The sequence below is a fragment of the Ruegeria sp. AO1 genome (assembly GCF_056535985.1).
The window spans coordinates 558,428-578,144 of the sequence record NZ_JBQFJC010000002.1; the positions used below are offsets into that span (position 1 = coordinate 558,428).

At 55.2% G+C, this 19,717-nt stretch carries 15 protein-coding genes; 4 read left to right on the forward strand and 11 right to left on the reverse strand.

Annotation, left to right across the window (positions count from 1 at the left end):
- Positions 1-63 precede the first annotated feature (63 nt).
- The gene (locus tag ACR3FB_RS20735; protein WP_480566840.1) at positions 64-2,010 is read right to left on the reverse strand and encodes a DUF3604 domain-containing protein; all 1,947 of its coding nucleotides are present in this window, start codon (positions 2,008-2,010) and stop codon (positions 64-66) included.
- A 556-nt stretch (positions 2,011-2,566) separates the two neighbouring features.
- On the opposite strand from ACR3FB_RS20735, the gene ACR3FB_RS20740 reads away from it, so the two are divergent.
- The 3 genes from ACR3FB_RS20740 to ACR3FB_RS20750 all read left to right on the forward strand — a co-directional run bounded on the left by ACR3FB_RS20740 (position 2,567) and on the right by ACR3FB_RS20750 (position 6,172).
- The gene (locus ACR3FB_RS20740) at positions 2,567-2,887 is read left to right on the forward strand and encodes a sulfatase-like hydrolase/transferase (RefSeq protein ID WP_480566905.1); all 321 of its coding nucleotides are present in this window, start codon (positions 2,567-2,569) and stop codon (positions 2,885-2,887) included.
- Positions 2,888-2,916: 29 nt separating this feature from the next.
- Complete coding sequence (locus tag ACR3FB_RS20745) at positions 2,917-3,462, forward strand: aspartate/glutamate racemase family protein (protein ID WP_480566841.1); 546 nt, start codon at positions 2,917-2,919, stop codon at positions 3,460-3,462.
- 193 nt (positions 3,463-3,655) lie between these two features.
- Positions 3,656-6,172: a cation:proton antiporter gene (locus ACR3FB_RS20750; protein WP_480566843.1), complete on the forward strand. Its 2,517-nt coding sequence runs from the start codon at positions 3,656-3,658 to the stop codon at positions 6,170-6,172.
- Positions 6,173-6,702: 530 nt separating this feature from the next.
- Here the strand turns inward: ACR3FB_RS20750 and ACR3FB_RS20755 are convergent.
- The 5 genes from ACR3FB_RS20755 to ACR3FB_RS20775 form a co-directional block, all read right to left on the reverse strand.
- Positions 6,703-7,719 carry a GlxA family transcriptional regulator gene (locus ACR3FB_RS20755; RefSeq protein WP_480566845.1) on the reverse strand — a complete coding sequence of 339 codons (1,017 nt, stop codon included), beginning with the start codon at positions 7,717-7,719 and terminating at the stop codon, positions 6,703-6,705.
- A gap of 72 nt (positions 7,720-7,791) precedes the next feature.
- Positions 7,792-9,264, reverse strand: a complete 1,473-nt coding sequence (gene nhaC / locus ACR3FB_RS20760; RefSeq protein WP_480566846.1) for a Na+/H+ antiporter NhaC — start codon at positions 9,262-9,264, stop codon at positions 7,792-7,794.
- 518 nt (positions 9,265-9,782) lie between these two features.
- The gene (tcuB, locus tag ACR3FB_RS20765; RefSeq protein WP_480566847.1) at positions 9,783-10,865 is read right to left on the reverse strand and encodes a tricarballylate utilization 4Fe-4S protein TcuB; all 1,083 of its coding nucleotides are present in this window, start codon (positions 10,863-10,865) and stop codon (positions 9,783-9,785) included.
- Positions 10,855-12,249, reverse strand: coding sequence for an FAD-dependent tricarballylate dehydrogenase TcuA (tcuA, locus tag ACR3FB_RS20770; RefSeq protein WP_480566848.1), 1,395 nt, complete (start codon positions 12,247-12,249; stop codon positions 10,855-10,857). The genes tcuB and tcuA overlap by 11 nt, the downstream gene beginning before the upstream one ends.
- Positions 12,250-12,260: 11 nt before the next feature.
- Positions 12,261-12,941 carry a GntR family transcriptional regulator gene (locus tag ACR3FB_RS20775; RefSeq protein ID WP_170472158.1) on the reverse strand — a complete coding sequence of 227 codons (681 nt, stop codon included), beginning with the start codon at positions 12,939-12,941 and terminating at the stop codon, positions 12,261-12,263.
- Positions 12,942-13,019: 78 nt separating this feature from the next.
- Here ACR3FB_RS20775 and ACR3FB_RS20780 point away from each other — a divergent pair, with 78 nt between their 5' ends.
- Entirely contained in the window at positions 13,020-14,084 is a 1,065-nt protein-coding gene (locus ACR3FB_RS20780; protein ID WP_480566849.1) for an AbrB family transcriptional regulator, read from the forward strand.
- On the opposite strand, the gene ACR3FB_RS20785 is transcribed toward ACR3FB_RS20780, so the two are convergent.
- From ACR3FB_RS20785 to ACR3FB_RS20805, 5 genes are all read right to left on the reverse strand, one after another.
- Positions 14,053-15,033, reverse strand: a complete 981-nt coding sequence (locus ACR3FB_RS20785) for a D-2-hydroxyacid dehydrogenase family protein (protein WP_480566851.1) — start codon at positions 15,031-15,033, stop codon at positions 14,053-14,055. The genes ACR3FB_RS20780 and ACR3FB_RS20785 overlap by 32 nt on opposite strands.
- 14 nt (positions 15,034-15,047) lie before the next feature.
- Positions 15,048-15,266 (reverse strand): hypothetical protein, encoded by a 219-nt coding sequence (locus ACR3FB_RS20790; RefSeq protein WP_480566852.1) that lies wholly within the window; start codon positions 15,264-15,266, stop codon positions 15,048-15,050.
- Positions 15,267-15,317: 51 nt separating this feature from the next.
- Positions 15,318-16,406 (reverse strand): 4-oxalomesaconate tautomerase, encoded by a 1,089-nt coding sequence (locus tag ACR3FB_RS20795; RefSeq protein ID WP_480566854.1) that lies wholly within the window; start codon positions 16,404-16,406, stop codon positions 15,318-15,320.
- Positions 16,407-16,493: 87 nt separating this feature from the next.
- On the reverse strand, positions 16,494-18,524 hold the full coding sequence (locus ACR3FB_RS20800; protein WP_170659840.1) for a tripartite tricarboxylate transporter permease: 2,031 nt from the start codon (positions 18,522-18,524) through the stop codon (positions 16,494-16,496).
- A 79-nt stretch (positions 18,525-18,603) separates the two neighbouring features.
- Positions 18,604-19,692, reverse strand: coding sequence for a tricarboxylate transporter (locus ACR3FB_RS20805; RefSeq protein ID WP_480566855.1), 1,089 nt, complete (start codon positions 19,690-19,692; stop codon positions 18,604-18,606).
- Between the last annotated feature and the right edge of the window lie 25 nt (positions 19,693-19,717).

The window sequence follows — 19,717 nt, forward strand, 5'->3', positions numbered from 1 at the left end:
CCGATGTTGCAGCGACAAGAGCTACCGGGCTTTTACAGCAACGACGCAAGGATTAGTCACATTTCAGCCTTTGGGAGTATACCAAATTGGCGAGGTGTAAGCACGTTCCTGCGTAGACGTAGGCACCTCGGCAGGCACCTCGTCTCCAAACCGAACGGCGTCGTAAATTGTCCACCTCGGAGTGGGAATCTCTAGGACACGTGCGTAGTAGAAAGCCCTGACTGACGGATCAAATTCAGGATCCGTCCAAACGCTGATCAGCTCTGGAGAACCGATCGAATTGGTAAACGTGCCCGTTGCAACATCCACGGTGTTCCCCACCGCTGGCAGCTTGCCGTCCGCATCAAGTTTTCGGTCTCCCGACCAAGCCACGTCATAGACCCGCTCTTCAGCTTCGCCATTGGCATTTAACCAACCTTTCACAATCTGAACACGGTCGAGATTGCCGGAAAACGGATCTTTCAGCGCAGCAACCAAGAATGTTGGGGCGTCCGCGCCTTCTGTTGCATCTGCGAGGTCCCCTCCCATCGGAACGCCTTTTTCATATCCTATTTCGGCGGGCAAACGAGACCTAGCATCAGCATCGGTAAAGTCCCAGCCACCAAAGAAGCGAACTGCAATGCGACTGCCGGTCGTCCCATAGACTTCCTTCCGTTCCATTGCGTCGAATATTGCTTCGCGTGTGTTATCTTCTGCCCAGACTGCGGCGTAACCAGACGCTGCCATTTCCCATCCAAGAATTCTTGTCGTATCGAACTCACCAACGACGTGCTGCCAACGACCGGGCTCCGGTTCGACGCCAGAGTGTTTGCCAAAGAAGTTGTCTTCTTCCGCCGTTGCCAAAGCAGTATGGCTGTCTGTCGAACCTACCACTCCGAATTTGTATGGATTTGTGCCTAGTTGAACCTCAAGCTTCAGCCCGTTCTTCAGAGCCTCTCGGGCATACTCGTACTGGAGCATCCAGTCTTCTTTAGGAGTTGGTCCGAGGTTGGATTTATCCCAAGTCTCATAGTCTGCGAACTCATCGTTTGGGCTTAAAAACGGATGCGTTTCTCCGTCACCTTTGATTTGGGTGATCTCATACATCGGCTCCCACTTGGCACGCCGCTCCGCGTAATCTTCTGTCAAAGGCTCACCCGTTTCAGGGTTTGTCTCGACCGGAAACATCAGGCCGTTAGAGACGTTGCCGTTGTGGGCAAGGGCCAGTACACGGCCGCCAGTCTCCTGTTCATATGTTTCCATCCAGTCCCACAAACGTTCCGGATTAAAGGTTTCTGCGGTTGTGAAGGGCAGCATTTGCCGAGCGCGAATGGCATCATCCCGGTAGATCACATTGCGGTGGAGGTTGTTGCCAGCTTCGGTGGACGTCCATTCGTATCCAATGAACGCAGTGAATGTGCCAGGGGCGTTGTGATGATCCGCAGTTTGCGTGAACTCATCCCATATTGATTGTACAAACCTGCGATCTGAAACAGCCTCCGGCAGAGCATCCCCGGTGATGCCTGCAAAGGTTTCAATAACTTCCATGGTTGCACCCAGAGCAACGTCCCCACCGGCGTTGAGGCGTTCGTTCCAGTCTCGAAGCGTTGGGTCACGCATCAGTGTAGAGTTCCCCGCCACGATCTCATTCATGGCACCCATGGCATCTGAATGATCAGATACGACAAGCCAGTCGAGGGGACGCGACAGCTTCACACGGAGGCCATGCGATGTTGTGACTTCGTCACCACGTGCAAACCTATAGGCATCGTCCGGGCTCAGAATTACGCCAAATCCGCGCGCATCGAGCGAGTTTGACGTGTGCAGGTGAGTGTCACCCCAAAGCGGGCGCGTAGGAAAATCTCGACCTGCATATGGCGAAAAATCAGTAGGCGCTGGTTCACGCATATCATCAACTGATATGGTCATCTCTCCAACTTGCCCGCCTTGTGCGGCGTCTTCAGCATTTGAAGAGCTTGCTATGAACGCTATGGAAACTATTGCTGTCGATGTCTTAAGAAAAAACTTCATTTGAACCTCCCAGCCGAGCTGAATTCTAGTCTATGGCAACATCTGACCCGGCTGTTCGTCAAGGAAAACAAAGGTTTTTCTTATGTGAGCTTAAGAAATCCCAGGTGAGGCTCGACTAGTCCCGGGCCGCAGCTTCGCCCATAACTTTGACGCTCAGACGCGGTAAAAAGCACCCCTACGAGTGCACGTTCTTGACGACTGGTGACTTGGCTCGCCAGTCTTGAAACCGAGACCTTGATCGGAGGCCTTGCAGTAAAGAAGTTGTCGCGAACATTCCTAATGTCCTTATCCCTTTTTATTTGCCTCGGTCGTTTCAGCTCAAGATAGGCCCAACATCATATTCATATTTCAAGATAATTTTGGCTGGGGCGAACCTGGGCTCAAGGAGGCGGCATAATCCGTGTCGCGGCGACCCCCGAGATGGACGCCCTCGCTGCGGAAGGATTTCGACTCACGAACTTCATCGTGGGAAGCGAGTGCACACCGTCCTGCGCAGTGCCCATGACAGGACGTTACGGTCAACCATACCGTCCCAGTTGGGGGTGGCGATTACGGTCTGACTCAGTGGGAAATCACAATTGCAGAGATGCTGAAGGTCGTAGGCTACAACACAGCTATGTACGGCAAGTGGAACCTTGACTGGACCGAGGGGCGCTATCCAACGAATCACGGATTCGACAAATTTTACGGAGTTGAGACCACGGACTATACAGTCTGGCGAACGCTTCCGGGTTTTGCCGAAGCCAAAACGGAAGAGCCTGTTGTGATGCAGGGTATTGCACGCGAGCTAGTATGCATCGCACGGGATTACGATCTGGACTATCTCGGCGAGATAGATGGCGACCCCACGAAAAAGGCTATTCGCCACAGTTGTTGATTAGGTCTTTAGACTTTGCAGAGATCGAAGTGCTACAGGTCAAGGGTGCGTGGGACGCCGCCAGAAACATCCTAAACCGCGAAGCTAAGGCGCTGGAGCGGGGTGGTGCGGACCTTTTGATCCTGGCCACAAACACCATGCGCAAGCTGGCCGATCAGATGATGGAAAGTGTCGGCATTCCCTTGATCCATATTGCTGACGCCACCGCCAAAGCAATACAGGCTGCCGGACTTCAACGCCCTGGGCTAATGGCCACAGCGTTCACTATGGAGCAGGAGTTTTACACAGATCGTCTAAGAGCGGCTGGGTTGGAACCGCTTGTTCCAAACGATGATGACCGCGCTGAGACGCACCGGATCATCTATGACGAGCTTTGCAAAGATATCACGACCGAGGCCAGCCGCAACACCTATGTCGAGATCGCTTCACGCGTTGTAACAGCCGGAGCGGACTCTCTGATCCTTGGATGCACGGAAGTGGGTATGCTGCTCAATACTGACAACGTTTCGGTTCCAGTCTTCGATACAACTCTGATCCACTGCAAAATTGCATTCGATCGAGCGATGGATTTTTGAACATTGCTTATGCGGGATCGGCCCTTTCCAGCCGTTCACTAGCTGCGCTGATGTGGCACTGCGGCCCTTCGGTCCTGACATTCAATACAACTGCAAACTCTTGCCAAGTGTGAGTACACAAATCGAATCTACATGGTAGATCAGGGTTTAAGAGTAGATTTCATTAGTTCGAGTTCTCAGGTAATACGTAGTAATGGACATTGTCGTCATTACGACCATCATCACTTCTTTTTTTGTTGTAATCGGCGTGGCGGAGCCATTGGCTGCACGTATGCGCCTGCCTTACAGCGTTATCCTAGCGGTCCTGGGGATAGTGATCGGACTTGGCGCAACGTTCTTTCTCAATACTGACTTGACGGATGCGTTGAACCCGGGAGCGCAGGCGATTATTGATTTGCCGATCCGGTCAGACGTCTTCCTCTATGTTTTCCTGCCAACGTTGCTCTTCCAGGCGACACTTGGCATGAACCTGCGCAGGATGCTGGATGACTGGATGCCCATCCTGATGATGGCCGTTGTCGCGGTGATTGTGGCTACTCTCTCAATTGGCTATGCGCTCAGTTGGGTAAGTGCTTTACCGCTGGTCGCCTGCCTGTTGATTGGAGCTATCGTTTCGACAACTGATCCCTCGGCGGTTGTCAGCATTTTTAGGTCAATCTCCGCACCACGCAGGTTGTCGCGAATAATCGAGGGTGAAAGCCTCCTGAACGATGCTGCCGCGATTGCTCTTTTCGGGCTATTCATGAGCTTTGTGATGCTCGGCAGACCTGATCCATCACTAAGTGAAGCCGTGGGGCAGTTTCCGCTGTTGATCGCCGGTGGCGCACTCACTGGTTGGCTTATGGCGCGTATGGCGGTTTGGATAATGGCTTTCGTAGACCGTTGGGAGAAGGCGCAAATTTCAATTTCTGTCGCGCTGCCCTACCTCGCCTATATCGTTGCGGAACAAAGCGTCGGGGCTTCGGGTGTTATCGCAGTGGTGGTCACAGGACTAACGCTCAACCTCACCGGCCCCGGTCGTTTGTCCCCATTCGCTTGGACAAATCTGCAAGAAGTATGGGATCTCCTGGCGCACTGGGCCGGAGCGCTGATCTTTATTCTTGCAGCATTGTTGATACCGCGACTTTTGGAAGGGGTGCAGCCGTCTGACTTTGGCCTGTTGGCAGTGGTGGTTCTTGCAGCAACACTGGCGCGGGCGGCGGTTCTGTTCGGCTTGTTGCCCTTGCTCACGACAATCGGTCTGTCGCCATTTGTGGAACGCCCCTATCGCTCCGCAATGCTTTGGGGTGGGCTGCGGGGCGCCGTGACTCTGGCATTGGCACTAGCAGTCACTGAAAGCACTCAAGTACCGCTCGAAACCAAGCGTCTGGTCGGTATTTTGGCCACTGGCTTTACGCTGTTTACACTGATTGTCCAAGGGACAACCTTGCGAACGGTGATCACAAAGCTAGGGCTCGACGAACTCACTCCGCTTGATACGGCATTGTCGCGCCAGGTGGTCGCGGTCGCCTTGCAATCAGTCCGCGAGGATATATCGCGCACCGCAGAAAATTACGACCTGACCCACCAAATTGTAAGAAACGAAGCCAAACAGTTTAGCGAACGCCTCGACGAGGCTGTAAAGGCCGCCGAGGACAGCGAGGAGATCTTGGATCGCGACCGGATCACGCTTGGCCTTATTGCGTTGGCTGGTGCAGAGCGGGATTCAGTATTGGCCCGAATGCGAGAGCGTACCATGTCATCCGTTCTCAGCGAAAAAATTCTGTCCGATGCTGATCGGCTCATTGAAGGCGCAAGGACCGGTGGTCGGATCGGCTATCAGCGCGCGTCCAATCGATCTGTCGTCTATAGCAAGTATTTTCGGATCGCCGTTTTCCTGCGCAACCGCCTACGAATCTCGTTTCCGCTCACTCGTATAACAGCGGACAGGTTCGAAAGACTGCTCATGCAACGTCTGATCCTTCGAGATCTCGATGGGTTTGTCCGTGGTCGCATACGCCGGATCCACGGTCGCCGGGTTGCGGAGTTGCTAGACGACCTGTTGGAGCGCCGATCCGAGGCGGTTGAGACAGCGCTTGAAGGATTACGGCTCCAATATCCAGGTTATGCGGAAAAGCTGGAGCGGCGGTTCATCCGAAGGACAGCATTGCGACTGGAGGAGCGAGAATACGCGGTCATGCGCGAGGATGGCCTGGTAGGCGAAGAGCTCTATTCAGTGTTGATGCAGGAAGTGGCGGCACGACGTGCTTTATCCGAAGGGCGTCCTGTACTGGACATTGCCCTGAAGGGGCGGGATCTGGTCAGGCAGTTTCCACTATTCTCTGATCTCGACAAAGCTTCACTGCGAAAACTCAGTAGAGCGCTGCGTACCCACTACGCCAACGCGGGTGACACGATCCTTTCCAAAGATGAATTGACCCGGAGTGTGTTTTTCATCGCTTCTGGAGCAGTCGAAGTGGAGTTCGGCAGACATACCACACGGTTAGGTCGTGGCGAAATGTTTGGGCAATTGGCCATGCTAATGAAACGACCCCGTCGGGTAAACGCGCGAGCGTTGGCGCCCTCGACTTTGCTTATGCTTGACGAAGCAAGTTTCCGGCGCTTGCTGCGGCGAAGCAAGGCCATGCGGAAGTCGGTCGAAATGAGTGCTGCCAAGCGTATGATCGACCCAGCAGTGTTGGACTTGGATGAACCTTCAGCGACCTCTTGAACACGGCTCAAATTCTCTAAAGAGAACCAATCGAAAAGGACCTGCAAAACAAAAGTATCGTTTCGCGGATGCCAGTCTGATTCGGTTATAATTTGTGTCTAGTCCTGTAAGGTGCTTTGTCATTAGAAAGCACCACCGCTGTCCTCAACATCTCTGAAAGTCGCCGCAGTTTCCGACCCCCAACATTAAGTGAATCGGTCAAGAAGAGTAACTGCATGTGCCAGCGATTTAACTAATCTGCAACATCCGCTCATAACAGCCAATTAACCATAATCCAGAATGCTGCAGGCGCGGCGCACTTTTCGGACACTCGCTACAAGCATCGAGTGCCGTGTACTCCTTTATTCAATCGTTTGGGCACCTGCTTCGCTCGACTCCATTGCCGAGGCGACTGGCCGTACATCCGCTAGAACTCGCGACTGAATTGAGAAGAGCCTTGATACCCCACCTCCCAGGCCGCATCCGACGCGGTTTTATCTTGTGCGATCTTCATCGCGGCATTGTTCAGATTATGCCTGTTAAGACGCAAATTATTCACGTCTTTTAGACCACCCTCTTCTGAATGAAGTGGGCGCTTCGCCGTAGCGTTTCTTGAATCGTGCTGTAAGTTGCGTCGCGCTGCTAAAGCCTGTGGCTGCCGCGATTTCCGCGACCGCCATCTCGGTTTCGCTGAGCAAGGCGTAGGCCCTCGAAACGCGCAGCTCTATATAAAACTGGACAGGCGAAGTTTCGACATACTTTTGGAAGAGACGCTCTAACTGGCGACGAGATACCTGCACGGCTTCGGCTATTTCAGAGATATCTAACGGCTCTTCCAGGTTTTCTTGCATGATCTGCATGGCGTTGATCAGGTACTGGTTGCGACTACCCAAAGCGACCGAAAAGGCTGATTTCTGTAGCGTTTTACTATTGTTGGACCGAAAGTGAATGCACATGTCCGAAACGATGACCGCCAGTTCATTTCCGAAATCGGATTCGATCATGTCCAACATCATGTCGGTTGCGGCATTTCCGCCGCCACATGTCATAAGCTCATTGTCGATCTCATACAGGTTTGAAGATGGCTCTAAGTCATCAAAATGTTCGATGAAAGCAGGATGGTTTTCCCAATGCAATGTGAACCTTTTGCCTAACAGAACTCCTGCCCTGGCAAGGGCGAAAGCCCCTGTGCAAATACCACCCAGATTACACCCAAAGGTTCTTTGGCGGCGGATCCACGACAGGACGTTTGGGTTCGTACTTTCTGCCGGTTCAATTCCCGAGCAAACAAACAGCCGCGAAGATCGCGGTAGATTGTGCAACGCAAAATCCGGCGTAATTCCAACACCATTCGAACAAGAGACCGGATTTCCATCTTCAGTAATCAGAAACCATTTATACAGTTCTTTGTTTGTAACCTGATTAGCGATCCTCAGAGGTTCCACGGCGGCGCTAAAAGCCAGCATGGTCAGCTTTGGCAGCAGCAGAAAATAGATTTCCTTGGCCGACCCATCATAGTTTATGCGATAGCTGGCCGCGCCCTTTGGGACAAAGTTTCTCGGGTCCATACGCTCTCCTCCAAGTATCGACCAAGGCGGATGAAGGGCACCAACACCTCATTTGGTGTTGGTGCAGAAGGATTAGGCACTCATCTGTGCAACAGGTTCTCCGCTTTCCTCCCAGGAGCGGACTTCTTCTTCGCTTGCTTTAGGCGAAAAAAGCCCTGTCATGGCATAGAAGATACCGATGACCGGTGACAGCCAGCAAGCGAATGCAAGCGGAATATACAGCAGGTTTTCGAAGTTGCCGTCTGCGATACCCAAACCAAGCGCCGTGATGACAAACGCGCCACCTGCATTCCACGGGATTAGAGGGGACACCAGCGTTCCGCCTTCCTCGACCGCCCGGGACAGGTTCAATGGGGAATAGCCCATCGCGCGATAGACCGGTGCATACATCCGTCCAGGAAGTGCAATTGACAGATAAGGGTCACCTGCAACGGTGTTGGTCGCGACAGAGGTCAGGATGGCCGAGGTTTGAATGCCGGCAAACGTTTTCACCTTCGAGATGACAACTTTGATGATCGCCTGAAGGCAACCGACGCGTTCAAGCGCTCCACCAAACCCCAGAGCAAGCAGCACCAGTGAAATCGTCCACATCATCGACTGAATGCCTCCGCGGTTCAGCAGGGGATCGATCTCCGGAACCCCAGTATCGATCGAATAGCCGCTATTGGCAAAGGTGAACGTCTCATGCAGTCCAGCCCCCTGACAGAAGATAGCCATGATGCCGCCCGCAACGGCGCCTGCAAACAGTGACGGGATCGGAGGTTGTTTCATGACCGCCAGCACGATGACCAGAACTGCTGGAAACAGCATGATCGGCGAAATCCAGAACGCGTCATCCAGTGCGGTCGTGATTGCATGAACGCGGTCAAACGATACCTGGGACGTGTCGATCAAAGTTAAGCCAACGACAAAGTAAATCACAAGTGCAATCAGCATCGAAGGAACAGTGGTTGGAAGCATGTTCCGAATGTGATCGAACAAATTGGTTCCTGTTACGGCTGGTGCCAAGTTCGTCGTGTCCGATAGAGGTGAGATCTTGTCTCCAAAGAATGCTCCGGAGACGACCGCCCCCGCTGTCCAATACATTGGAATACCAAATCCCGCACCGATCCCCATCAGCGCCAAACCGACAGTGCCCGTCGTTCCCCACGAAGTGCCCAGTGAAACAGAGACAATTGAGCAAAGGACCATTCCTGCGGCAAGGAAAAGCTCAGGCGACAAAATCTTTAGACCATAGTAGATCAGCGTTGGCACAGTTCCGCTTGCGATCCAAACGCCGATGATCATTCCCACTGTGATCAGAATCGAAACGGAAGGCAGTGAGATATTGATAACGTGGAACACGCCCTCTTCGATACTGGGCCATTTGCGACCCAACATGAGGCCAACGATGCCGGTTATCGCGATCCCGAATGACAACGGGATGTGCGGGGTAAAGTCACCGAAATAGAATAGTTGCAACCCAAGCACACACAGGGTCAACACTATTGGCGCGAGCGCCAGCAGTAAGCCGGGCTGCCGTATGTTATCTTCATTCCCAGGCATATGGGTCTCCTCCTTCAGATTGGTCTAGAACCTTGATGATCTGCGGAAGAAACCAAGTTTGGAGGCGTGAGACTGTCGGTCAGAGCGTACATCTTGTTAGAATTTGCGACATTCGGGCGGCGGATTTCCGCGTCTTCGAATGAACTGAAGACCGACAATTGCGATCACGCCAAACAAATTACCTGCGTTTGAGCCATCTTACCTCCTCTATTGGAGCACCTACAAATTTTGCTCGAGTTAGAGTGGTTGTGTTGGTCACGGCCCATACCAGTCATTGACCGTCGGCAAACGATGCTGCGATACGGCTCGTCGAACCTGCCGTTCGCTGCAATGCGAAAATCTACGACAGTTGGAAATGCGTTCTGCGGAAAAAGCTGCATTTCATGCCGATGCTGTCAATCTCAGCAAACGCCCCATTCCCGGACGTTGACCGCCACTCTCAGTAGTGGAGCAACGCTTAGATTGGCATCAAAATACGCTTCAAGTTCGACTTCTTCTACTCCTTTGGAATTGGTTGTTCACTGGGCACCAACTGACATCTCTCTCTTCCGCTGCGCGTCTCTGATCAAAGCCGCAAGCCGATAGAAGCCATGAGCCATCTTGGTGTAGGGCATTAGCAGGAAGAACGTCAGAACCGATCCAAGGTGGATGGCAAGTAACGCGGGCATCAGAGCAGATGAACCAAGGGCGTAAAGGACCAGTCCGCTCAGGCCGACAAAACCGAGCAGCAGGATGAAACCGATGTCACCACCCCAAGCAGACGGATCGCCAAGCTCTCGATCAGATTTTTGCTTGAGCAAAACCATAGCTCCGCATCCCACAGTCAGCAGGATACCTCCGGAAACGCCGAAGAGTTTTGGCAGGGACCAGAACCCGTAAGGCGCGTGCAACCCGAACCCGTAGTGCATAACTGTCGCCACCGAGGTCGACGCAAAGCACAGCAGGAAACCATACATGATAGCGTGGTGAATGTGACGGCGCCCCTGGCTGAACCGATCTTCATCTTCAAAGTTACATCCCTCACCATGCCCGGCAGCCAGATCCTGCATCTTGCCGGCACGCTTGAAGGCAGCCATCAAGTCAGACATTTGGAGTGGTTTGCCGCCAACTTCCGCCCAATAGCGCCTTAGGCTGATCGCCACGCTGAAGAGCGGCAACAGGAATGCCGGCGCAAAGATTGCGACCATCGCATTGTGGGACAGGACAGCATAGAACCCCTCTCCTCCGCTTGATCCAATGGCGCGAATTGCCCAGAACAACAGGGCAAATCCAATTACCAGTGCCAAGGCAATAGCCCCGCCGTGAGTGTGAAACCGGCGCGCCAGAGGCTGCGGCCAGGCGAAGCTTTCCCAGCTGTCCCGCCGCACTTCGGCCAGAGCTTTCGGCAGGTTCAGGTCAAACTCGTGCGGAGCTGTGTACTGACAGGCATAGTAGCAGCCTCGGCAGTTGTGGCAGAGGTTGGCGAGTTGCGTTATGTCTCCGTCGGAAAACGCGCGTTCCGCATGCAGGGATGGAAAGACTGAGCAGTAGCCCTCGCAATACCGGCAGGCATTGCAAATCTCGGCCTGACGGCGGGCTTCTTGAATTAGTTCAGTTTGCATAAGCGGCGGCCTCACGTCCTGCGATGCGTCCAAAAACGGTTCCGATAGTCATGCCGAACCCGGCCAAGTAACCTTGCCCCAAGATCGACCCGGCCATGGTTTCGCCAGCGGCCCAAAGGTTTTTGATCTTGCCGCTGGACGTCGAGCACTGCGCTGTGTCGTCGACCTTCAGACCCAGATAGGTGAAGGTCACGCCGGTGCGCAGCGAGTAGCCATAAAAGGGCGGCTCGGTGATCGGACGCGCCCAGTTCGTCTTGGGCGGCGTCAGACCCGAGGTCGTGACCCCGTCCAACTCAGTCGGATGAAACCCACTGGTATCACCGCATGCTTCGTTGAATTCAGCAACGGTTGCTTTCAACTTGTCGGCAGGCAGATCCATCATTCCGGCCAGTTCTTCCAAGGTGTCCGCCTTTAGCGGTGGAAAGACCGAGGGCATAAACAGGTTCAGCGACTTCGCATCGATGATCACATAGCCAACTTGATCCGGCTGGGCCGCAACAAGACGCCCCCAGATCGCATAGCGCTTGGGCCAAACGTCTTCGCCCTCGTCATAAAACCGCTCGGCATTCTTGTTCACGACAATTGAAAACGGCACGCAGTCCAGGCGGGTGACGATACCGCCGTCAAACTTCGGCGCGCGCCCGTCAATGGCGACGGCGTGGCACTGGGTCGGATCGCCGACGCTGTCGACACCTTGATCCAACAGATCGGACAGAACCACGCCTCGGTTATAGGGTGTGCCCCGGATCAGGAAGTTCTTTGCAGGCTCACCCCATGCACGGGTCAGCCAATCGGTGTCGGCCTGAAACCCACCCGAGGCAACGATGACCGCTTTGGGCGTGATGCGATGCGACTGGCCCTCATAGGTGTAATCGACCCACTCGATCCGATCACCATTCAACTCCAGATGCGTGACAGCAGCTTCGTACAGAACATCGACACCCAAACCAGTAGCGGTTCGGTAATAGGCGTTTACCAGAGACTTCCCGCCCCCCATAAAAAAGGCGTTGGTCCGCGCCAGTGACAATGTCCCGGACAGAGAGGGTTGGAACCGCACGCCATGTTCTTCCATCCACGGCAGACATTCTTCGGAGGTTCGGATCGCGAGGCGAGCAAGATGTTCGTCGGTTTTGCCGCCAGTGACCTTGAGCAGATCTTCAAGATACTCATCTTCACTGTATTCTTCGATCAGCGGGCCCAGAGGAGCGCCATGCATACAACGAAAATTGCGCGTATGGCGTGAGTTTCCCCCACGATAGGGTTTTGGTGCCGTCTCGAGGATCAGAACACGGGCGCCTGCCTCGGCAGCAGTCATCGCCGCGCAGAGGGCAGCATTCCCGCCGCCGATCACAGCGATATCATAAGCTTCCTTTTGGGTGGCCATATCCTGTCTACCTATTGATTTTCGTCGGTTGTCCGGTCGCGCTCTTGCAACGCCCGAATACGCATCCGTTGTGCGGCCTGAATATGCGCACGCATTTCTGTTTCAGCCGCTGCGCCATCGCGGGCCTTTAAGGCAGCCATGACGCGCTTATGCTCTGCCACTGCTGTCTCGGCCCGATCACCGTCCAGCAATTGCGATGGCCCAAGGATCAACAGCGCTTTTTGCAAAGACAGCATAGACTTGGCAAGAAACCGGTTCTTTGCTGCGTCCAAAAGTGTGGCGTGGAAAATCCGGTTGATCCGAGCCGCTTCCGAACCGGTGCCAGCCTCAGCCAAGCGATCATTCAAAACGCCCAACTCGTCCAATTCGACATCCGATGCAGCACGTGCTGCTAAACGGGCTGCAGTTCCCTCGAGCACCGCGCGCATTTCATAGAGCTCCATTACTTCGGCGTAATCGAGGCTGCGTACGGTTGCGCCCTGTCGTGGCACATGAGTGACTAGCCCGTCGGCCTCCAACTGCCGGATAGCCTCGCGCACGGGAGTACGGCTGACGCCTAGTCGTTCCGACAACTCAATCTCGCGCAGGCGTTCGCCAGGCAAAAGTGTGCCATCCCGAATCTCGTCCAGCAGGCGTTGATACGCTGAATTGCCTTGTGGACCAGGCTGTAATGGGTCGTCTTGAATGGTCATCGAACGCTCACTTGTCTTCTTGCGTCCAGTTGTATACATTTGGATACATAGCGAGTCAATATTGTCGGAAGCCGCGCCTTGCCCGCCCAAAACAAAACACCTTCTCTCCTGACAAAGTGGGCCGTAACACTGGTCCTTGCACTACTGGGCACCGGAGTATTTTGGTCGTTGAACCTGCCGCTGCCCTTTCTTTTCGGCCCGATGAGCGCGTGTCTGATCGCTGCCCTGGCGCATGCCCCTATGGAAGGTTTTGGTCAGGTCTCGGTTGCAGCGCGCACCATACTCGGCGTTGCAGTTGGGGCTTCGATTACCCCTGCCCTTTTCGCCGAGCTGCCGAAAATGGCCGCATCTATTGCACTGGTCCCGTTCTTCATCCTGCTGATCGCACTGGTGGGCGTGCCCTTCTTTCGCAGGATCTGGGGGTTTGACACCACGACCGCATTTTACGCCGCCATGCCGGGCGGATTGCAGGACATGATCATCTTTGGAGCCGAAGCAGGCGCCAACCCGCGTACACTTTCGCTGATCCACGGTACGCGCGTACTGATTATCGTTACTCTGGCCCCGCTGTTTCTAACGGTGTTTTACGATGCCCAACTCACCAATCCGATCGGAGAGCCTGCGCGCGACCTCCCAATACATGAACTGGCGTTGATGGTGCTGGCCGCCCTTATAGGCTGGAAAGGCGGTGAGCGGATCGGCCTGTTCGGGGCATCTATTCTCGGCCCAATGATCCTGACAGCAGCCCTATCTCTGGGGGATTTCATTCATACCCGACCACCGCGTGAGGCCATCCTTGCAGCGCAGTTCTTTATCGGTTGCGGGATCGGCGTGAAGTTCGTGGGCGTCACGTGGGTCGAACTCCGCCGGGTGGTTGCAGCAGGCTTCGCCTATGTCATCGTCCTTGCCATCCTTGCCGCCGCTTTCACCGCCGTTGTCACCACTTTGGGCTTTGGCCAACCGGTCGAGGCTTTCTTGGCATTTGCCCCCGGCGGACAGGCCGAGATGACAGTGCTGGCGATCGTCTCGGGCGCGGATCTGGGCTTTGTGATCACCCACCATCTCACAAGGATCGTGCTGGTGATCATCGGCGCGCCCATAGCGGCCAATCTTATCCTGCGCTGGTCCAAACCTCGGGGTTGATCATGTGAATGGGAGCGCCGTCAGCATAGGCGTTCACCTGATCGAAGATATCCGCGAATTGCAGGTCGAATTCGTCCTCGGTCACAAAGCCGATATGCGGTGTCGCAATAAGGTTTGGGTGCGATAGCAAAGGGTCATTCGGGTCGCTGAGCGGCTCGGTATCAAAGACATCAATTGCGGCCTTGCCCGGGCGACCGGCGTTCAACGCGTCCAACAAAGCACCCGGAGCGATTAGCCCGGCCCGGGAGGTGTTCACAAACAACGCTCCCAGTTGCATCTGCGAGAAATCCGACGCTGTGATGATGCCGTTTGTGTTTGGCTTCAGACGAACATGGACCGACACAACATCACTATTGGCAAAGAACGCTTCGCGGCTTGCTGCGACCTGCACGCCGTCTGCCTGCGCCCGTGCCCGGCCTTCGTCCGAGGACCACCAGACCACATTCATGCCGAAAGCCTCGGCATAGCCGGCAACGGCACGGGCGATGCGACCATATCCATAGAGCCCCAGCTGCCGCCCCCTCAGGGTCTTGCCAACTCCGGCCTGCCAACGCCCAGCTTTGACCGAGGCCATCTGCGCAGGCAAATCGCGCATCCCGGCCATGATCAGCGCCCATGTCAGTTCAGCTGCGGCATATGAGGGTGTGCCGCCGTGCATGTTCGAACATAGCAGCACACCGTTATCCGAGCATGCCTTCACATCAACATGCGGATACACGCTGCGCTGACTGATCAATTTCAGGTTTGGGAGTTTCTCAATTAAGTCGCGGGTGATCTTGGTGCGTTCGCGAAACAACACCAGCGCCTCAGCCTCCTGCAAGCGTTCAGCCAATTCGCTGGTATCTTCGACATGGTCTGTCCAGACCTTCACGTCATGGAGAGATAGCTTATCAAAACAGGGCAAGCCCTGCAGAGTATCAAACCAATCATCCAGAATGTGAACTTTCATCGACTCTCTATACCCTACTCGGTGCTCAGTTTTCTTGGCGTCGGCACAAAATGACGTGTGTCGAGCGCTTCTAGCGCGTTGCGAACACGTTCGCGCTGATCCAGCAAATGGTTGAATTGCTCATCACACCCGGCAATCGGTGTCGGGTAGTCCGCAATATCCCTCCGCAGAGCCGAATGCGCCAGCCTGAGTTCCTGACGCGCGATACCAAGGCATTCAGAATAGTCATCCATCGGAACATCCTCTTTATGTATACCGTAGTATACCTTTTGAGGTTCGCCTTTTCAACTGCTGCTCCACACAGATTCCGGTATATAAACATGCCCATCCGCCAATTTGCGCGCTGTTCTCACCAGACCGGCGGCATTCACGTTGAACTCCTCGTCGTTTGAGAAATCCACCAGAACGTCGATCTTGCCTGAGGCGTGCTCCAACACAACGTCAGCCGGGCTTGAAGCCGGGCGATCAAGCAACCCGTCTGCGACGGTTCCGGGCGTCAAAGCGCAAGACGCCATGCATTGCGCACCCGTAACGGCCATTGTTGGGTGGGTTTTCCATGGCATGAAGTACCGAACCGCAAGGGTTCCACCCTCTCTGGCGGGGGCCATCAGACCGAATTTGGGAGTCACCGATTTCGATACATCCCCCATACCCATCCGTTCCCCGGCTTCGATCCGCACGGTCTCCATCCGATCAAAGAAAGCACGGTTGGCATCCAGCTCTTCGGCGCTTTCATATCCTGTCAGTCCGAAATCCTCCGCTCGGGCTATCGCCATCGGCATAGCGACATCCATGCACGTCAGTTCGATCCCCTGCACTGTATCGCGCAAATTTCCCGTGGGCAGAAATGCACCTGTTGCCGAGCCCACAACGCCCATGAAACTCAGTTTCACCGGTGCAGAATGACCGGGAACTCCGGCGATTTCCGCGTCACCCTCGTAGGCCAACTCACCTCCTGGGGTCAGCACTTTGGCAACGACGCGGGCGCCTGTATTGACGGCGCGAATGCGGATTTCGGTCTCATCGCCGTTGGGCTGAAACAATCCCATTTCGATCGCAGCGGGACCAACTCCTGAGAGGATGTTTCCGCAGGTGGGTTTGAAATCGACCAGCTTTTCTTCAACAGAAACTTGCGCGAAGAAATAGTCGATATCGGCCCAGTCGTCCTCGCTGACTGACAGCATCGCCACCTTGGTCGTCACCGCGTTGCCGCCACCGATCCCGTCGATATTGAGCGCTTGCCCAGCCCCGAGGGCAGCGACCAGCACATCAACCAGCTTGTCCCTATCTTCAGGCAGATCAGAGCGTCGGAAATAAGGCCCTCGGGAAGTGCCGCCGCGCATGAAAACATATGGGATTGCTGTCTGGGTCATTGCGAACCCTCCTTTACAAACCGTTGAAATTTCTGATTTCAGTGCTGCCCGGTTGCCAGATAGGCAGGCCGGGCAGACATTGAGCGCCTACTTGAGCGGCCATGGCAGGTTCACCATGTCTTGCAGCAGACCCGGCGGGAAATCCCGGTTCAAAGCGCCAGCCATGAAGCACATGAAACCGATGCCGCAGGCCGTTAGGAGCAGCGTCATCTGCCAGCTGGACCCGGCGCGAATGCGGAAGAATGCGATCAGGAACCCGATCAGGGCGAGGATGAACCCAACAACCCAAGTGGCCGCGATCAGACCTGCAAACCACGCGAGCGTTGACCAAAGTCCGTGCGGCGCACTTGCATCCTCGCCGGCGAGTTCCTTGTCAGCAAAGATCGCGTCACCCTCGGGCCGCCGCATCATCTGGATTAGCAGGATGACGCAGCAGAACAGCGACACGCTACCGATCACAAGCGGGATGATCTTGTCAGTCATGTTGTAGTCAGGGATCATGTTGGCATTGATCAACGCCACGATCAGATAGGCCATAATCACCAGCAGGAAGATCAGCGGCGCGCGCTTGCTGCCGGATTTAACCTCACCCTCGGCCATGATCATCTTAGCTTGACGAATGCCAAGTATAACCGAAACCACGGTGACCACGATCAGGACGATGACGATCGGGCTGAAGACGTACTCCATGCCTTCGCCAAAGCTTTTGCGGAAGCGGAAAGAGGCAATCTGGAACGCCTGGTTGGTGAACTTCTCAACCGGGTTGGACAACACGAATCCAATCAGGAAGGCCGGGCGTGACCAGTCGAAACGGCGCAGGAAGATGCCGATCAGGCCGATGACAAACAGGGCCAGAAGGTCTTCGAAATTCTGACCGGATTGGAATGCCGCAAAGCTGATCAGCATGAACAGAAACGGCGCCAGATAGGTGAAGCGGATCGTCGTTAGTTTGGCGATGCCACCCGAGGCAGCGATACACAGGATGGTGCCCACGACGTTGGCAAGTGCCAGCAACCAGACAATCGAATAGGTGATGTCGAGATTATCCTTGAGCATGCTCGGACCAACCTCGATATCGCCGGATCCCAACAGCGCAACTGCGCCGATAAAGATCGCCATCGAACCCGAACCGGGGATGCCAAACAGCAGCGTCGGGACCAGCCCCCCGCCCTCCTTGGCGTTGTTCGAGCTTTCCGGCCCGATGACGCCACGCACTTCGCCCTTGCCGAAGTTGCTTTTGTCTTTGGTCGATTGAACAGAGTGGCCATAAGCGATCCAGTCAACAACCGAACCCCCAAGGCCGGGAATGACACCGACAACCACGCCAATAATCGAACAGCGGACCGACAGCCAAATGTTCGCAGCCCAGTCTTTGACGCCATCAAACCAACCCGCTCCCAGCGAAGCGCCCTTTGCAATGGATCGGTCTTGACGCAGCAGCGAGACGATTTCCGGCACCGCAAAGATACCCAAGCCGACGATGACCAATTTCAGACCGTCGGTCAGGTAAGGAATGTCATAAGTGGCCATACGAAGTGAGCCGCCTGCATCCGCCTCGCCAATCGTGCCAACCATCAGGCCCAGCCCAGCGGCGGCAACGCCTTTTAGCGGGATACGTCCGGCGAGAATGGCGACCATGGAAAGACCAAGTATAGTGATCATCAGCATCTCGGGCAGGCCGAATGCCAGAACGATTGGCCGCGCGATCAGGATGAACATGGTCAGAAAAGTCGCGCCGACCAAACCGCCAAACAGCGATGACGCAAAGGCCGCTGACAATGCCCGCGCGGCCTCGCCCTTTTTCGCCATCGGGAAGCCATCCAGCACCGTCGCCTGTGAGGCGGAACTGCCGGGGATGCCCATAAGAACCGACGCAAAGGTGTCAGAGGTCGGAACAACGGCAACCATCCCGATCATCAACGCCAACCCGAGGATAGGGTCCATGCCGAACATGAAAGGCAGCAGCAAGGACAGACCAGCAATACCGCCAAGCCCAGGGAAAACACCTACGGCCAGTCCCATGACGACACCGAGAATAAGATAACCCAGAACAATAGGTTGCAGGATCAGACCCCACGCATCACTGAGCGCAGGAAGAGCTGTGGCGAAAACCTCCATAGCGGCCGCCTTTCATATACTGTCTTGTGTTTGGAAAAGCGCGCGCCCGACATTGGGGCACGCGCGGTGGTGTCTGGGCTTAGTTCAGCTCGACACCATAGGCTTCTTTGAGCCAGTTCAGAACGTAAGCTTTGGCGTTGTCGTCGACATTTGTTGCGGTTTGCAGCGCCGCCTTAGAGCCGTCGCCTACGAACACCGGGTACTTGCCCACGCGCTTTGACGAGATTTCGGCAAAGTCGCCGCGCTCGGTTACTGCCTGGAATGCGGCGGTGTATGCGTCGACCACTTCCTGAGGTGTATCACCCGGCAGGAAGGCCAACTTTTGAACCGGGAAACCGGCTACAAAAAACGCTTTCCACGCATCCCACGCCTCACCGCTGGTTTCACAGCCATTGGTGGCTTCGCATACTTCCTTGAATGTCGGGATGTCCGGGAAGGTCGGGTCACGGACGATATTGCCATCTGCATCCAGAGCACCCCAGGTCATCATCGGCACAGCCTGACCGGATTCAACCAGCGGAGCCGAACCACCCAGGTAGCCGGACGAGGTCTGATAGTCGATGTTGGCTTCACCGCGTTCGAACATCAGACGACCATCGCCACGGCCTTTGATGCCAAAGACAGGCTCGACATTCATACCCAGCATTTGCCAAGCCAGCAGCGGCACGAGGTCAAGACGTGTCGCGCCCTGCGAACCATAGATGAAGTTGGTATCTTTCAGCGCGTTCGCAGAGCCATCAAACTTTGCTCCATCCTCGGCGTTCAGATAGGCAACACCACCGGTTCCCGATGCCATAACCGGGATCCAGTCGTTGTACTCGTAGCGCACGCGCGGATCGCTCAGCAGATACGGGAATTGAGTTGAACCGGAGGTGCCAAACAGCAGCGTACCATCGTCATGGCTCTGCTCTTGGAACCAGTTTGCGCCCTTGGTCGATCCGGCGCCGGGCATGAACTTCACGACAACAGTCGGTTGACCCGGTAGTGCTTCGGACAGAAGCGGCGCAAAGAAATTGGCCCATTTGGCAGACCCGCCCGTTTCCGAGAACGGGATGACCCATTCAACGGTCTTGCCCGAGAAATCGACCTCGGCAGCGGCAGGTGCGGCGATACCGGCGGCGGCGATCAGCCCCACGACGGCGCGACGGGTGAAGTTGGAAATGGTCATTGGTTCCTCCCTGTTGACCAGACAA